General features: G+C 35.7%; 17 protein-coding genes. 4 read left to right on the top strand and 13 right to left on the bottom strand.

Going from position 1 to position 14,023, the window contains the following annotated elements; genetic code table 11:
• The 10 genes from EL260_RS09695 to EL260_RS25930 form a co-directional block, all read right to left on the bottom strand.
• Positions 1 to 546, bottom strand: a complete 546-nt coding sequence (locus EL260_RS09695; protein ID WP_123860081.1) for a GNAT family N-acetyltransferase — start codon at positions 544 to 546, stop codon at positions 1 to 3.
• 93 nt (positions 547 to 639) lie between these two features.
• Entirely contained in the window at positions 640 to 1,092 is a 453-nt protein-coding gene (gene tnpA / locus EL260_RS09700) for an IS200/IS605 family transposase (protein WP_123860082.1), read from the bottom strand.
• 98 nt (positions 1,093 to 1,190) lie between these two features.
• Positions 1,191 to 1,901, bottom strand: a complete 711-nt coding sequence (locus tag EL260_RS09705; RefSeq protein ID WP_123860687.1) for a phosphoribosylanthranilate isomerase — start codon at positions 1,899 to 1,901, stop codon at positions 1,191 to 1,193.
• A 65-nt stretch (positions 1,902 to 1,966) separates the two neighbouring features.
• Positions 1,967 to 2,740, bottom strand: coding sequence for an indole-3-glycerol phosphate synthase TrpC (trpC, locus tag EL260_RS09710; RefSeq protein ID WP_123860083.1), 774 nt, complete (start codon positions 2,738 to 2,740; stop codon positions 1,967 to 1,969).
• Positions 2,741 to 2,784: 44 nt separating this feature from the next.
• Positions 2,785 to 3,771, bottom strand: coding sequence for an anthranilate phosphoribosyltransferase (gene trpD, locus EL260_RS09715; RefSeq protein ID WP_123860084.1), 987 nt, complete (start codon positions 3,769 to 3,771; stop codon positions 2,785 to 2,787).
• A gap of 68 nt (positions 3,772 to 3,839) precedes the next feature.
• The gene (locus EL260_RS09720) at positions 3,840 to 4,442 is read right to left on the bottom strand and encodes an anthranilate synthase component II (RefSeq protein ID WP_123860085.1); all 603 of its coding nucleotides are present in this window, start codon (positions 4,440 to 4,442) and stop codon (positions 3,840 to 3,842) included.
• Positions 4,443 to 4,477: 35 nt separating this feature from the next.
• Positions 4,478 to 5,905 carry an anthranilate synthase component I family protein gene (locus tag EL260_RS09725; RefSeq protein WP_123860086.1) on the bottom strand — a complete coding sequence of 476 codons (1,428 nt, stop codon included), beginning with the start codon at positions 5,903 to 5,905 and terminating at the stop codon, positions 4,478 to 4,480.
• 256 nt (positions 5,906 to 6,161) lie between these two features.
• Positions 6,162 to 6,806: a hypothetical protein gene (locus tag EL260_RS09730; protein ID WP_123860087.1), complete on the bottom strand. Its 645-nt coding sequence runs from the start codon at positions 6,804 to 6,806 to the stop codon at positions 6,162 to 6,164.
• Positions 6,807 to 7,057: 251 nt separating this feature from the next.
• Entirely contained in the window at positions 7,058 to 7,336 is a 279-nt protein-coding gene (locus EL260_RS25925; RefSeq protein WP_228445391.1) for a cupin domain-containing protein, read from the bottom strand.
• Complete coding sequence (locus tag EL260_RS25930; RefSeq protein WP_228445392.1) at positions 7,287 to 7,514, bottom strand: cupin domain-containing protein; 228 nt, start codon at positions 7,512 to 7,514, stop codon at positions 7,287 to 7,289. The genes EL260_RS25925 and EL260_RS25930 overlap by 50 nt, the downstream gene beginning before the upstream one ends.
• 219 nt (positions 7,515 to 7,733) lie before the next feature.
• Here EL260_RS25930 and EL260_RS09740 point away from each other — a divergent pair, with 219 nt between their 5' ends.
• The 4 genes from EL260_RS09740 (at position 7,734) to lysS (ending at position 11,115) form a co-directional block, all read left to right on the top strand.
• Positions 7,734 to 7,952 (top strand): hypothetical protein, encoded by a 219-nt coding sequence (locus EL260_RS09740; protein ID WP_123860088.1) that lies wholly within the window; start codon positions 7,734 to 7,736, stop codon positions 7,950 to 7,952.
• Complete coding sequence (locus EL260_RS09745) at positions 7,952 to 8,317, top strand: c-type cytochrome (protein WP_123860089.1); 366 nt, start codon at positions 7,952 to 7,954, stop codon at positions 8,315 to 8,317. The genes EL260_RS09740 and EL260_RS09745 overlap by 1 nt, the downstream gene beginning before the upstream one ends.
• Before the next feature lie 3 nt (positions 8,318 to 8,320).
• A complete protein-coding gene (rlmF, locus tag EL260_RS09750) occupies positions 8,321 to 9,244 on the top strand; it encodes a 23S rRNA (adenine(1618)-N(6))-methyltransferase RlmF (protein WP_123860090.1) in 924 nt (307 codons plus the stop codon).
• A 173-nt stretch (positions 9,245 to 9,417) separates the two neighbouring features.
• The gene (gene lysS / locus EL260_RS09755) at positions 9,418 to 11,115 is read left to right on the top strand and encodes a lysine--tRNA ligase (protein WP_123860091.1); all 1,698 of its coding nucleotides are present in this window, start codon (positions 9,418 to 9,420) and stop codon (positions 11,113 to 11,115) included.
• Positions 11,116 to 11,151: 36 nt separating this feature from the next.
• Here lysS and EL260_RS09760 read toward each other — a convergent pair whose 3' ends face one another.
• Genes EL260_RS09760 through EL260_RS09770 form a run of 3 tightly spaced genes read right to left on the bottom strand, consistent with a single transcriptional unit; the run spans position 11,152 to position 14,018 of the window.
• Positions 11,152 to 11,667, bottom strand: a complete 516-nt coding sequence (locus EL260_RS09760; RefSeq protein WP_123860092.1) for a ClbS/DfsB family four-helix bundle protein — start codon at positions 11,665 to 11,667, stop codon at positions 11,152 to 11,154.
• A gap of 6 nt (positions 11,668 to 11,673) precedes the next feature.
• The gene (locus EL260_RS09765; protein WP_123860093.1) at positions 11,674 to 12,678 is read right to left on the bottom strand and encodes a cytochrome d ubiquinol oxidase subunit II; all 1,005 of its coding nucleotides are present in this window, start codon (positions 12,676 to 12,678) and stop codon (positions 11,674 to 11,676) included.
• A complete protein-coding gene (locus EL260_RS09770) occupies positions 12,675 to 14,018 on the bottom strand; it encodes a cytochrome ubiquinol oxidase subunit I (protein WP_123860094.1) in 1,344 nt (447 codons plus the stop codon). Before EL260_RS09770 ends, EL260_RS09765 begins: the two co-directional genes overlap by 4 nt.
• Positions 14,019 to 14,023 lie beyond the last annotated feature (5 nt).

Below are 14,023 nucleotides of genomic sequence, written 5' to 3' on the forward strand. Positions count from 1 at the left end.
TTATTCTTTAGTAATTAAATAAGCATTATTTTGTGGGCTCAATGTAGTGAGCTGTTCTTTTTCTTTTTGAGAGATATTAAATATTAAAATATCATCATCTTCCGAATTGATCCATTCCGAACCTGTATGTTCCTTAATAGCTTTTGCCTTATCATAAAGGATTTCAATACTACATTTTTCATAAAACGGACGAAGATCAGTATGGCAAAAACCAATGGTCTCCATTTTTCTTTGGGTAACATTTTCTTTAAAATATTCTAACAACTTTGCTCCATATCCTTTTTTTTGATGGGCAGCAACCAATCCTACAACTTCTGCGAAAGGGTATTGTTCCCCAGAGATTTCCAGTGCAAAATCAAAATTAAGCCGGAGAACGGCCAGAATTTCAGAATGTAAATCCATGAGAAAATGAAACTCCGAATCTTTAAAAAAGGTACGGAAATAGGCAGGTTTCATCGTGTTCCATGCAGAAACATCCCAGAGCGGAAGAATATGTTCAATTTCTTTGTCTGTTATTTCGTTGGCTTGTTTAATCTGATATTTCATAGTTTATTACATAATAATCAAAATTCATAAGGAGTTCCGAAGGGATGACTTAACCCTAGCAAAGGATAAAATCCTTAGCCATAATCATTGCATCTAATCCCATAAAAATTTTTCATCATAATCCATTTTATGTTTTTCCAATATCTCCACAAGTTCATTTTTAAAATCCTGTTTTTGATGATGCTGGCGTTGATTTTTAATATATTTTGACACAATGTGAACATCTTTTCCACCTACTGAAAACGCACCATAACCATCCTGCCAAAAGAAATTCTCATATTTCCTGCCTTTTGTTTTGATCCATTTTGAGGAATGTGCCTTTATTTCCTGAACCAATTTCATTAATGCAATTTTCCTGGACAATCTACAAAGAATGTGAATATGATTGTCTGTTCCGCCAATCTGTAATGCATAGCTTTCAAAATCTTTACATAATGTAGCAATGTAGGCGTACAATTCATTTTCTATGTTTTCATCTATAAAATCATTCCGGTATTTTGTACTGAATACGATATGAATGTAATTTTTGACTAATGATTGTGGCATTTGTGTGTTTTTTGGTGGTTGGTATTTATGTTGTCATGAATGGGTTTGTCATTGATATATTGGTTGTTAATATTGATTGGAATGTTTCCAATTCTGGGTTAAATCGTCCCGTTGGGACTCTTTGGAATGATGGTTTTAAATTTTTTAATCCTGTTTACATCCTTATCACCCGGAGCTATCTCAAATTTTGAATTAATATCTAAGGCAAATGGCTTCTGTTTTAATCCTTCCATATTCTTGATATTCTCTTCTGAAATACCACCACTCAGGAAATAGGGTAGTGGAATATCAAAGTCATTTAATAAATTCCAGTCAAATAGTTGACCTGTTCCTCCAAATGCCTTGCTGTCTGTGTCAAACAGGTAGAAGTTGATAGGTTGTAGGTTGTAGGTCGCCGGATTATCATTGAAGATCTTTGCTATTTTCTCTTTGTTTTCAGCTGTATTATTTCCGATTCTTATCACTTTGATGATTTTAACATCTGGGTTCAGTTGTTTTCTTAGTTCAGTAATTAGGCTGTCATCCTCATCACCATGCAATTGAATCAAATTAAGCTTTCCTTTTTCAGCTATTTCAACAATGGTTTCAATTTTTTCATTGACAAAAACCCCAACTTTTTCCTGATGATTAATCTGTGCAATATCTTCAATGCTCAAATGATTCAGAACATATCGTGGCGATTTTTCGTAAAAAATAAAGCCTAAGAAATCTGTATTGATGTCAATTAATTCCTGTATCTGGTCGAGATTTGTCAGACCACAGACTTTAAGGGCAGGAGAGGTGTAATGGGTTGCTTGCTGTTGGTTCATGATAGTTATAGACTTTTGATTATCCAGAGTGAAATCCATTTTCAAATTTTCAAATTGACACATTTTCAAATTAGTAAAGAAAACTCTTCAAATGCTTTTGCCGGATCTGTATTCCTCATAAAATATTCTCCCATCAGAAAACCATCAAACCCTTTTTCCTTTAAATATTTAAAATCTTCAAGATTATAAATCCCGCTTTCTGCAATAGATAAAGTGTCTTTAGGAAGTTGATCTTTTAGCTGGACAGAATGCTGTAAATCAACTTTGAAATCCTTTAAATTTCTGTTATTAATTCCGACTAAATCAATGTTAGAATTAAAATGTTTCAGTTCCTCTTCCGTATGAATTTCCAATAAAACTTCCAGATCCAATTCATGAGCCAATTCTGTAAACTCCTGAACCTGATTAGGAGAAAGACAGGCTGCTATCAGTAAAATAACATCAGCTCCCATGCTTTTGGCCTCATAAAACTGGTATTCATCAACCATGAAATCTTTTCGTAAAATTGGTACGTTAAGATGATTTCTTACAGCCAGAATATCATTAGAACTTCCTCCAAAAAAGTCATTATCTGTAAGAATGGAAATCCCACTTGCTCCAAAGTTCTCATAAGCAGAAGTAACTTCTAAAGGCTGAACTTTATCATTGATGATTCCTTTTGACGGAGATTGCCTTTTAAACTCAGCAATAATTCCGCTTTTATTTCTAATGGATTCTTTTAATGAAGAGCTCTTTCTTCCAAAAAATGCTGTATTTTTTAACTGATCGATGGAAATAGTAGCCTTTGAAACCAAAATCTCTTCTTTTTTTCTTTCAATAATTTTATCTAGTATGGTCATGAGTAAAGATTAGAAATTAGAATGTTATTAGGTAAATTAAACTCTTAATTAATTAAAAGATCGAATGTTTTTAATGCTTTTCCACTTTCTAAGCTTTCCTTAGCCAACATAAGACAGTCGTCATACGTCCCGAATTTATGAGTATGATAAAGTGCTATGGATGCATTGGCTAAAACCACGGAGTTTTGTTGTTCCGTTCCTTTTCCTTCCAGAATATTCATGAAAATTTTTGCGGTTTCCTGAATGGTGTTTCCGGCCTTAATATCTTCTAAGGTTACAGGATTGAATCCTAAATCTTCTGCAGAATAGATTTCTTCACCTTTTTTGGTGATGATTTTGCTGTCATGGGTAAGGCTGATCTCATCATAACCATCCAATCCATGAACTAAAATAAAATCCTTTTCCTCTTTTTGTAAAAGATATTGATAAATTCTTGCAATTTCCAGGTTATATACTCCAATCATGGAATATTGAGGTTTTGCAGGGTTTACCAAAGGACCCAGAAGATTAAAGAACGTTCTTAATCCAAGGGATTTTCTCAATAATCCAACGGATTGAAGAGCAGGGTGGAAGTAAGGGGCATGTAAAAAGCAGATATTCGCTCTTTCAAGATCTTCATTCAGCTGCTCTGAACTGTTCTTGAACTGATATCCAAGTTCTTCCAGTACATTGGATGAGCCTGTAGTGGTTGAAGCCCCATAATTTCCGTGTTTTGTTACCTTCTGCCCGGCTCCGGCCACCACAAAGCTGGCCAATGTTGATATATTGATTGTGTTTTTTCCGTCACCTCCCGTTCCTACGATATCAATGGCATCACTGGAATCAATATGGATAGGAACCGCCATCTGCAACAGGGCTTCTCTAAAGCCTTCCAATTCTTTTAATGTGATATTTCGCATCAGAAAAACACTGATGAAGGCCGTAACTTCTGCTGCATTGAACTTGTTCTGAGCAATTTCAATCATCATGGCCTTGGCCTCAGACTTTGATAAGGTATTGTGATTGAACAGGTATTGCAATATTTCTTTCATTTGAGGAGTTTTTATGATGGATGGATCTTGTGTTGTTGTTTTCATACTTGGCTTACTTCATTAAACTTTTACTGATTTAAAAAGTTTCGGATGATTACCTCTCCGTCAGGAGTTAAAATACTTTCGGGATGAAACTGTACTCCATGTACATCATAGGTTTTATGCTGAAGGGCCATTATCATTCCGTCTTTATCAACTGCTGTAACTTCCAATTCATTGGGGAAGTTTTCAGGATTAACAGCCCAGCTGTGGTATCTTCCTACTTCAAGCCCTGATGCTAGATCTTTAAAAAGTTTGGTGTTTTGCTTTACCAAATCAGTAGTGGTAGCCACTCCGTGGAAAATTTCAGTCAGATTGATTAGATTTCCACCAAAAGCTTCTGCAATGGCCTGCTGTCCCAAACACACACCTAAAATACTTTTAGTAGAAGCATATTCTTTAATAAGTTCCAGTAAAATTCCTGCCTCTTCCGGAATTCCAGGTCCTGGAGAAAGAATGATTTTATCGTATTTTCCGACTTCTTCCAAAGTGATCTGGTCATTTCTTACCACATCTACCTTCTGATTCAGGATTCTTTCGATGATCTGAACAAGGTTATAAGTAAAGCTGTCATAGTTATCAAAAACGAGAACCTTAAGCGGTGATTGTTGAGTATTGATATTGTTATTCATTTCTTTTTTGTTGAAGGTTAATTGATTTTTGATGTTTAGCTTTCTACGACAATTTTTTCTGCCTTTTCTACTGCTTTTTTTAGGGCATTTAATTTGTTATTGACTTCCTGCAACTCATTTTCAGGGACAGATTTTGCAACAAGACCGGCTCCTGCCTGATAATATAGTGTATTGTTTTTGCTTAAAAAGGTTCTGATCATAATGGCTTGATTGCAGGTTCCGTTTAATCCGACAATCCCTATACAACCTCCGTAATACCCACGGGAATCTTTTTCATATTGATTAATGAGTTGAAGAGCTTTATGTTTTGGGGCTCCGCTTAAGGTTCCCTGAGGGAAAGTGGCAGAGATCATGTCTAGAGGATTGATTTGCTGGGGAAGGTCTGCAGTTACTTCACTTACCATGTGGATGACGTGAGAGAAAAGCTGAATTTCTTTAAGTTTAGTCACTGTTACATTTTTACCCAGCTTTCCAAGATCGTTACGAGCTAGATCTACCAGCATTGTGTGTTCAGCATTTTCTTTAGGATCATTCTTTAAGACTTCAATAGCTTGAAGGTCTGTTTCTAAATTCCCGGTTCTTTTGGAAGTTCCGGCAATCGGATGAATAATAGCTTTGTTGTCTTTAATGATTAACTGGCTTTCAGGACTTGATCCGAATAGTTTATAGTTTCCATAATCAAAATAAAATAGGTAAGGAGAAGGGTTGATGTTTCTTAAAGCACGGTAAACATTGAATTCATCACCTTTGAATTTCTGCTCAAATCTTCTGCTCAGTACCAATTGGAATACATCACCTCTCATACAGTGTTTCTGAGCTGTTTTTACCAATTCGATATAATCTTCATCAGTAATGTTGGACGTTTCCTGACCGTTTTTTTCAAATGGATAGACTGGGGTATTTTGATTTTTGATGAGGTTTTCTAAAAGATGTAGTTCAGATTTTACACCATCCATTTGGTTTTCAATAATATGCATTTCATCATTGAAGTGATTGATGGCAATTACATATTGGTATAATCTATATCTCAGAATTGGAATTTCTACTTCCGGACTTTGTGCTTTTAAATTGATGTTTTCAAAAAACTGTACCGCTTCAAAGCTTGTATATCCGAAAAGGCTCTGTGCAGTTTGTTCAATAGGATCATTGGTTTTTTCACAATCAAAAATAGTACGGAACTCTTCAAATATCTCAGAGATATTGCGCTCCATAATGAATTGCTTTAGCGGAGCAGAGTCAGGAAGCTTGATTTCAAATTCATTTAAGTTTTTCACTTCAATTCCTGCAACGGCATTGATCGCTATAAAGGAAAAATTGTTATCAATACTTTTTGAATCTGAGCTTTCCAGAAGGATCGTGTCTCTGAATTTGTCTCTGATCTTAAGATAAATATTCATTGGAGTATGAAGATCTCCAAGAGTTTTTTTCGAAACGGTTTTTATTTTGATTTTTTGTGTAAACATCTGCTGTTTTATTTTTTTAGATTGTAGGAATAAAAAAAGGCTTTAACGGTATCCGTCAAAGCCTTATATTGTGTATTGTTTTACTTATATCTGCTGTTTGTTTAGCAACATGACAATAACTTCAGACCCGACGAAGAGTTTGAAAGCCACCACCAAATATTGTTGCTCATTGTAAACATTGGGACAAATGTAGAAATTTTTTTAATACAAAAAACAAAAAATTCAAAAAAATAAAAAACTTAATATTAAAGTAATTCTATTTCAGTTGTTTAAGTTCTTCTTTGAGCGCTTCCAGCTTTATTTTATAACTTTCCTCATCATAAGATACCGTATAACCTTCCAATGCTTTGATATATTCTGCAATGAACTCTTTATTGGTTCTGTCTGCTTCATATTTAATTCTTGCAGAGTTTACCGGAGCCAGTTTTGAGTATTTAAGGACTGCTTTTCCTTCCTCGGACTGATTATAAAGAATAACGATATTTTTTTCGTATCCCGGAATGTATTTTACAGGAAAAGGAATCTCTACTGGAGGGATTCTGATGGTATTTTCAATAGGATAGATCGTTGCGCTTGTAGTAGAAAAAAACGTTGATACATATTTCCCATCCTGTTTTTTAACAACTGCCTCATAATCGTGAATGTACATGTCATTTAATGTAGAATTGGTTTCTACATCGGAAGTAATAATAGCGGTACTTTCTATACCATATTGATTCAGAAACCAGGCATTTAGAAACTGTCCGCAAAATCCATTTAAAATAGAGAGAGGAATTGCCAGAATTAAAAACCATGCTTTTTTAGTGAGATAGGATAGTAATCCAAAAATCAGAAAAAGAAGGATCACCGTATAAAAGCCGTGATGGCTGGTGAAAAACAGTATTTTCGAAATTAAAACCATAACTTTTATCTTATCATCAGAAATCTATTTAAAATTATAAAAAAAATTAAGAGTACAATGGATATTTTTAAGTTAAGATAATGGAAATCAATTTGTAAAAGTAAATAGCCTATAACACTAAGTTCACAATGAGCTTACATCAAAGCAATAAGCAGTTCAGAAAAGTATTTAATTTAGAAAGATACTATTTCTTGGCTGAGCGAAATGATTCTGTAATCAGAAAGACTCCTGTGAACTTAGTGGCTTTTAATTTAATGGACCGGTTCTGAAATAGGTATATCGGGAGATCCACTGTAGAAGACAATTAACGTTGCTCCTTTATCTCCGGTTTTGCCTCTGTGGGCAATGTTCACCATTTCCGGAAGTACTTCGCCTTGTCTTATCCATTGTGTTTTACCATCTTCCTTCTTTTCAATCTGAATTTCACCTTTTTCTATATAGGCTGCGTTAATCACCGGATGTTTGTGCCAGTCTAAAGCTTTATTGAGGTGGGACGAAAATTTTAAGTACAGAAATTTCAGGTTGTCCACTCGGATAGTTGGGGTACAATGTTCCTTCCCATGATTTTGTCGTTTTTAATAAGGTTACGGATTCTATTTTATCAGAATATTCAGAGGATTGAATATCTGATGAAGAATTGTCACAAGACAATGAAAGGGCAGTGAGTGCAGCAAAAAGAGCTGTACTCAATAAATTCTTTTTAGTCATAAGTTCAAATTAATAGTTATGTTTTGGTGTAAACAATTAATATCACAAAAGTAATAAGTGAATTTAAATTTCCCTAGTGTTTGAATTATTATTATTATTATTATTATTATTATTATGTGTTGAATTAAGTATTGCTTTTTAAAAATATTATTCAAAGAAAACATTTGTCATAAGCTGAAACGTTTATTTTTTATATTTTTGCTTTCAAATTAGAAAAAAATGAAAAAAGTATTCGCAATCGCATTTATTGGAGGTTTATTATTAGCTAGCTGCTCTAAAAAAGCTGATCACTCATTACAGGACAGCAACACTATGCTTGAAGAGCCAGAAGCAACTACAGTGGTAGATTCAACTGCTAAAACTGCTGCTCCGGCTGCTGCAACTCCGGCTACCCCTGCTCCTGAAGCTGCTAAAACAGATTCTACAGCGAAGAAATAATGAAAAACTTATTTTTGGCAGGAGCTTTAGGTCTTCTGATCTTTTCCTGTTCTAAAAAAGAAAATACAACAGAGGTAGCGTCTTCAGATGCTGCATCAGCTCCAGCTCAGTCCAATCTTTCCGGTGATCAGATCATGGAAACATTGGATTGTTCGGGGTGCCACTCTGTTAATGAGAGAATGATAGGACCTTCTTATCAGGAAATCGCAGCCAAATATTCTGACAAGGATATCGAGTTGTTGGCTTCCAAAATTATAGAAGGCGGTAGTGGAGTTTGGGGCGGAGTCCCTATGGCTGCTCATCCACAAGTATCTAAAGAAGATGCAAAAAAAATGGTGGAGTATATTCTAAGCCAGAAAAAATAAAAGATGTCCACAGAAAAATCCAGTCTGCATACAAGAAATCTGCACCGTAATCCTTATGATTTTGATCGGCTTATTTCTTGTGTGCCAGAACTGAAACATTATGTTTTTGTGAATATTCATGGGACAACAACTATTAATTTCAGTATTCCTGAAGCTGTAAAATTACTCAACAAGGCTTTATTATTCCATTTTTATAATGTTAAAGATTGGGATATTCCCGACACCAATTTATGTCCACCTATTCCTGGGCGGGCAGATTACGTTCATTATATTGCTGATCTGTTAGCAGAAAAAAATGGTGAAATTCCAACCGGGACTTCTGTAAAAGGACTTGATGTTGGAGTAGGAGCAAACCTCGTTTATCCTTTGATTGCCCATAAATCTTATGGTTGGAAGATGCTTGGGACGGATATCAATGAAGACTCTTTAAAAAATGCACAATATATCCTGGATCAGAATCCAGATTTGTCCTCATCAATTGAATTGAAACATCAGCCTGATTCCAAGTATATTTTCAAAAATATACTAAATCCTGAAGACCGGTTTACATTTTCTATGTGTAATCCCCCTTTTCATGATTCAAAAGAATCTATGATAAAAGGAAACCTTCGAAAAACAAAGAATTTAAATAAAGGAAAAGACAGGAAAACGTTGCTCAATTTTGGGGGACAACAATCAGAATTATGGTGTGAAGGCGGAGAATTGAAATTCATTACCAATGTGATTAATGAAAGTGTTCAATATTCATCACAGATTCTTTGGTTTACTTGTCTGGTTTCAAAAAAAGACAATTTATATAAATTAACTACCCTTTTAAAGAAAGTAAAGGCTGTAGAGGTGAAAACCATTGATATGGCTCAGGGACAGAAAATAAGTAGAATATTGGTGTGGACATTTATTCCTCAACAGAATAGGAAAAGCTTTTAAACTTCAAAGTCTAAGGCTTAAAGTTAATAACACATCAATTTATATCTATTATTTCGATACCTCATATCCCGTATCTCAACTCCATTCCGGCTGACATTTTAAAATTTCTGAAAAAATCAATTGACGGTCAACTCAAAAATGCCTAAATTTGTACGCTTTTAGAAAAATAAGAAATGCAATTATCAGAACAAGAAATCATTAGAAGAGAAAAGCTGAATAAGCTTACTGAAATGGGGATTAATGCGTTCCCTGCGGATGAGTATACCATTACAGATACTACAGAATCTATAAAACAGGACTTTTCTGAAAGTAAACAGGTGAAGATCGCTGGTAGATTAATGTCCCGCAGAATTCAAGGGAAGGCTTCTTTTGCAGAATTGCAGGATTCTAAAGGAAAAATTCAGGTTTACTTCAACAGAGACGAGATTTGTCCGGGAGATGATAAAGAATTATATAACGAAGTATACAAACACCTTTTAGATATTGGTGATATCATCGGTATTGAAGGAGAATTGTTTACTACTCAGGTAGGAGAAAAAACGGTTTTAGTAAAGAATTTTACCCTTCTTACTAAAGCTTTACGTCCACTTCCTCAGGCAAAAACAGATGAAAACGGTGTTGTACACGACGGATTTACAGACCCTGAATTAAGATACAGACAGCGTTATGTAGATTTAACAGTAAATCCACAAGTGAAGGAAATCTTCGTGAAGAGAACAAAATTGTTCAATGCGATGAGAACTTTCTTCAATGATGCAGGATATTTTGAAGTCGAAACTCCAATTCTACAGTCAATTCCTGGTGGAGCAGCGGCTAAACCGTTCATCACGCATCACAATGCATTAGATATTCCATTATATTTAAGGATTGCTAACGAATTATATCTGAAAAGATTGATCGTAGGTGGTTTTGACGGAGTATATGAATTCTCTAAAAACTTCAGAAACGAAGGAATGGACAGAACTCACAACCCGGAGTTTACAGCTATGGAAATCTATGTAGCTTATAAAGACTACAACTGGATGATGGATTTCACTGAGAAATTATTGGAATTCTGTGCGATTCAGGTAAACGGAACTACAACAGCTACGTTTGGAGAACATGAAGTAGATTTCAAAGCTCCTTATCCAAGAGTTTCTATGACAGAAGCAATCCTGAAATTTACAGGTTTCGATATCACTGGAAAAACAGAGAAGGAATTATATGATTTCGCGAAGTCTATTGGAATTGAGGTGAATGAAACGATGGGTAAAGGGAAATTAATTGATGAGATCTTCGGTGAGAAGTGTGAAGGAAACTTCATCCAGCCGACTTTCATTACAGATTACCCGGTTGAGATGTCTCCATTGACAAAAAAGCACAGAAGCAAAGAAGGTTTAACTGAGCGTTTTGAATTAATGGTATGTGGAAAAGAAATTGCCAACGCCTATTCAGAGCTTAACGACCCTATCGATCAGAGAGAGCGTTTTGAAGCACAAATGGCTTTATCTGAAAGAGGAGATGATGAGGCAATGTTCATCGATCAGGACTTCTTAAGAGCCCTTGAATATGGTATGCCACCAACTTCAGGATTAGGAATCGGTATGGATAGATTAATTATGTTCTTAACGAACAATGCCTCTATTCAGGAAGTATTATTCTTCCCTCAGATGAGACCGGAAAAAGCAGTTCCTCAAATTGAACTGGGAGAAGATGAAAAAGTAATTCTTGAAATTCTTAATTCTCAGGAAGAAGCAATGTCTTTGGCTGAAGTAAAAGAAAGAAGCCAGTTATCCGGTAAAAAATGGGATAAAGCTTCTAAGACTTTAACGAAGAATAATATTGTGAAAGTAGAGAAGATTGACGAGAATCTATTGATGAAACTAGCTTAGTTTTATACAACATAATAATAAAAAACCGGTACAGAATTATTCTGTACCGGTTTCTTTTTTCCATTTTCTTAGCTGTGACCTGAAATTTTTAAAAGGGGCCACTGTATTGATATGGATCCATTTCCAAACGGGCCATAGGGCAGGTGTTGTTGCCCATTTTCTCTGTTCAGGAACAAATAGGATTTCATGATCAAGACTTTCAATCCATTCAATAATTTCATTGACCTGTTTTTGTAAAAGTTCCCTCTGCTCTGCTAAACTATAATAACCATATTGGTCATAGAAAGATTGGTATAATCCTTTTAAATTATTCCATTTGTATTCTGGAGTTGGTGTTTTTACTTCAATTCCTTTTTTCTCATCAGATTCCCATTGAAGGATGAGATGTGTCCAGCCAATCTGATAGGATATATTTTGGGATGGAGTTTTATCCACTCCTGGTTTTAACAGATCTTTTTCAGCTTCTTTAATATCATCAAACTCCTGATCATAAAGATGGTATCTTGTTTTGATCTCTTCAATAAGCTCTGTTTTGTCCTTATAACTTTGCATATTTACTTATTTTCTCAGCTTACTGAATGAAGCCATCAGGTAAAATAAAAATGGAAGAATAAATAATGAACCTAGCATCAATGCCCATCCCAATGCAGAAATAGTCTTGGGAGGTGCCATATGTTCTAACAGTGAAAGATGTTGCCCATTACCTAATAAGATAATATCCGGGTTGTGCTGATAAGTTGCCGCCACAAGGATCATAACCATTTGAAAGCCTGCCAGAGCTCTTACAGGAAGTAATTTCTGGTTGTTGAGAGCTCTTAAAATAAGCAATAAAGCAACCGTGGCAAAAGCAATCGCCATGATTCCTAAAGGTTTTGAAAATACCCAGGTTAAAAGAGGAATATCCGAAAGGTAAGCTGTAGCGAATACAAGAACTCCTGTAATGACAACAAAGATCATTGTTTGTTTTGATTTTCTGATCATTAATAGCAATTCTTCTTTCCCACGGGTTTCTCTCAATGAAAAGATAGAGGCAAGATAAGCACACAATGCTACAGTGAATAAACCTACAGAAACTCCAAACCAATTCAGCCAGCTGTAAACATACAGATCCAAAAAGGTAGTAGCATCAGGATTGATAGAGTATGAAACCGTTGCTGCTGCAATTAATCCCAAAAAGAAGGGGGTTAAAAGGCTGGCATAATAGAAAATCTGAGTATATAAAACCTGCCAGTTATCCTTTACTGCATCATAGTGCCTGAATGTAAAGGCTGTTCCTCTTGCAATAATTCCTACAAGCATTAAGACTAAAGGAATATGAAGGTAGGTAGACATTGTAGTATAAATCTCAGGAAAGCCCACAAAAAGGATAACAATGGCAATAATCAGCCACATGTGATTGGCTTCCCAGACGGGAGCAATTGATTCATACATAATTTCATGAGTTTTATGGCGGGCCTTTTTATTCGTAAAAAGTTCTACAATACCTGCCCCAAAGTCAGCCCCGCCCAGAATAATATAAAGACAGATGGAAAGCCAGAGAAATCCTATAACAATGTAGATCATGATTTTTTGTTTTTATCGTTAAACTGTGGGTCTGTTGGATCGTAAAGTCTAGGGACCATTTGGACTTGTCTTCTTAAAAGGAAGATCAGAATCAATGATAAGGATATAAAGATTGCGGTGAAAAAATAGAATGAATACTGTATTCCCGGCATTGGGGTTACGGCATCTATTGTTCTCATCACTCCATAAATAATCCAAGGCTGTCTTCCTACTTCAGTAACAGTCCATCCTGCTTCCAGGGCAATATATCCAAATGGAGTAGCCATTAGAAATGTTTTTAATAACCAGTTTTTGGTCAGCCATTCCTTTTTAAAGAAGAAAGCATAAAGATATACCGTTCCTATGCAGATCATTATTACTCCAAAGAAAATCATAATCTGAAAGGCATAATGGGTAACTGCTATCGGTGGCCATTCGTCTCTTGGAAAGTCTTTAAGCCCTTTTACTTCAGCATTGAAATCATTGCTTACCAGAAAGCTTAATACTTTGGGAATTTTAATTGCATATTTTATTTCCTCCTTCTCCTCATCAGGAATTCCGCCAATTACAAAGGCAGCTCCTTTTTCCGTTTCAAAGTGCGCTTCCATAGCTGCTAATTTGATAGGCTGCCTTTCTGCAACAGACTTTGCAGCTACATCTCCACTTAAAGGGGCTCCAAACGCTCCAATTAGAGCAAAACCCACTGCAATTCTGAATGCTTTGGTATGAAACTCCACATTCTTTTTTCGCATAATTAAAAAGGCATGAACTCCGGCTACTGCAAATCCTGTGGCACAAAAAGCAGCAACAGTCATGTGAAGAGCCTGTGGAAACCATGCATCATTAAACATAGCTTTAATAGGGTCTATATTAAGGTATTGTCCGTTAATATAATCGAAACCGGCAGGAGAGTTCATCCAGGCATTGGCGGCTACTACTAAAATACCGGATGCCAACCCGCTTACTCCTACAAGAAAACCGCAGAACCAGTGAAACCACTTATTGAACTTATCCCATCCATATAAGAAGAATCCAATGGCGATGGCTTCAATAAAGAAAGCAGTACCTTCTAATGAGAAGGGCATTCCGAAGATAGGACCTGCATGTTTCATAAATCCGGGCCATAAAAGTCCCAGCTCAAAGGAAAGCATCGTTCCTGAAACAGCTCCGGTAGCAAATAATATGGCTACCCCTTTGCTCCAGGCTTTTGTGAGGCCTTTATACACTTCATTTTTGGTTTTCAGGTATTTCCAATGGGCAAAAGCCATTAAGAAAGGCATTACCATTCCCACACAGGAGAATATGATATGGAAGCCCAGAGAAAGCGCCATCTGGGCGCGGGCAGCTATAAAATCATCCATAATAT

This window comes from Chryseobacterium nakagawai, from assembly GCF_900637665.1.
Classification (GTDB): domain Bacteria; phylum Bacteroidota; class Bacteroidia; order Flavobacteriales; family Weeksellaceae; genus Chryseobacterium; species Chryseobacterium nakagawai.

Bases quoted from the DNA above. Each gene is read 5' to 3' on its own strand.
- EL260_RS09695 (WP_123860081.1), bottom strand. From the start codon at position 546: ATGAAATATCAGATTAAACAAGCCAACGAAATAACAGACAAAGAAATT.
- tnpA (WP_123860082.1), bottom strand. From the start codon at position 1,092: ATGCCACAATCATTAGTCAAAAATTACATTCATATCGTATTCAGTACA.
- EL260_RS09705 (WP_123860687.1), bottom strand. From the start codon at position 1,901: ATGAACCAACAGCAAGCAACCCATTACACCTCTCCTGCCCTTAAAGTC.
- trpC (WP_123860083.1), bottom strand. From the start codon at position 2,740: ATGACCATACTAGATAAAATTATTGAAAGAAAAAAAGAAGAGATTTTG.
- trpD (WP_123860084.1), bottom strand. From the start codon at position 3,771: ATGAAAGAAATATTGCAATACCTGTTCAATCACAATACCTTATCAAAG.
- EL260_RS09720 (WP_123860085.1), bottom strand. From the start codon at position 4,442: ATGAATAACAATATCAATACTCAACAATCACCGCTTAAGGTTCTCGTT.
- EL260_RS09725 (WP_123860086.1), bottom strand. From the start codon at position 5,905: ATGTTTACACAAAAAATCAAAATAAAAACCGTTTCGAAAAAAACTCTT.
- EL260_RS09730 (WP_123860087.1), bottom strand. From the start codon at position 6,806: ATGGTTTTAATTTCGAAAATACTGTTTTTCACCAGCCATCACGGCTTT.
- EL260_RS25930 (WP_228445392.1), bottom strand. From the start codon at position 7,514: ATGACTAAAAAGAATTTATTGAGTACAGCTCTTTTTGCTGCACTCACT.
- EL260_RS09740 (WP_123860088.1), top strand. From the start codon at position 7,734: ATGAAAAAAGTATTCGCAATCGCATTTATTGGAGGTTTATTATTAGCT.
- EL260_RS09745 (WP_123860089.1), top strand. From the start codon at position 7,952: ATGAAAAACTTATTTTTGGCAGGAGCTTTAGGTCTTCTGATCTTTTCC.
- rlmF (WP_123860090.1), top strand. From the start codon at position 8,321: ATGTCCACAGAAAAATCCAGTCTGCATACAAGAAATCTGCACCGTAAT.
- lysS (WP_123860091.1), top strand. From the start codon at position 9,418: ATGCAATTATCAGAACAAGAAATCATTAGAAGAGAAAAGCTGAATAAG.
- EL260_RS09760 (WP_123860092.1), bottom strand. From the start codon at position 11,667: ATGCAAAGTTATAAGGACAAAACAGAGCTTATTGAAGAGATCAAAACA.
- EL260_RS09765 (WP_123860093.1), bottom strand. From the start codon at position 12,678: ATGATCTACATTGTTATAGGATTTCTCTGGCTTTCCATCTGTCTTTAT.
- EL260_RS09770 (WP_123860094.1), bottom strand. From the start codon at position 14,018: ATGGATGATTTTATAGCTGCCCGCGCCCAGATGGCGCTTTCTCTGGGC.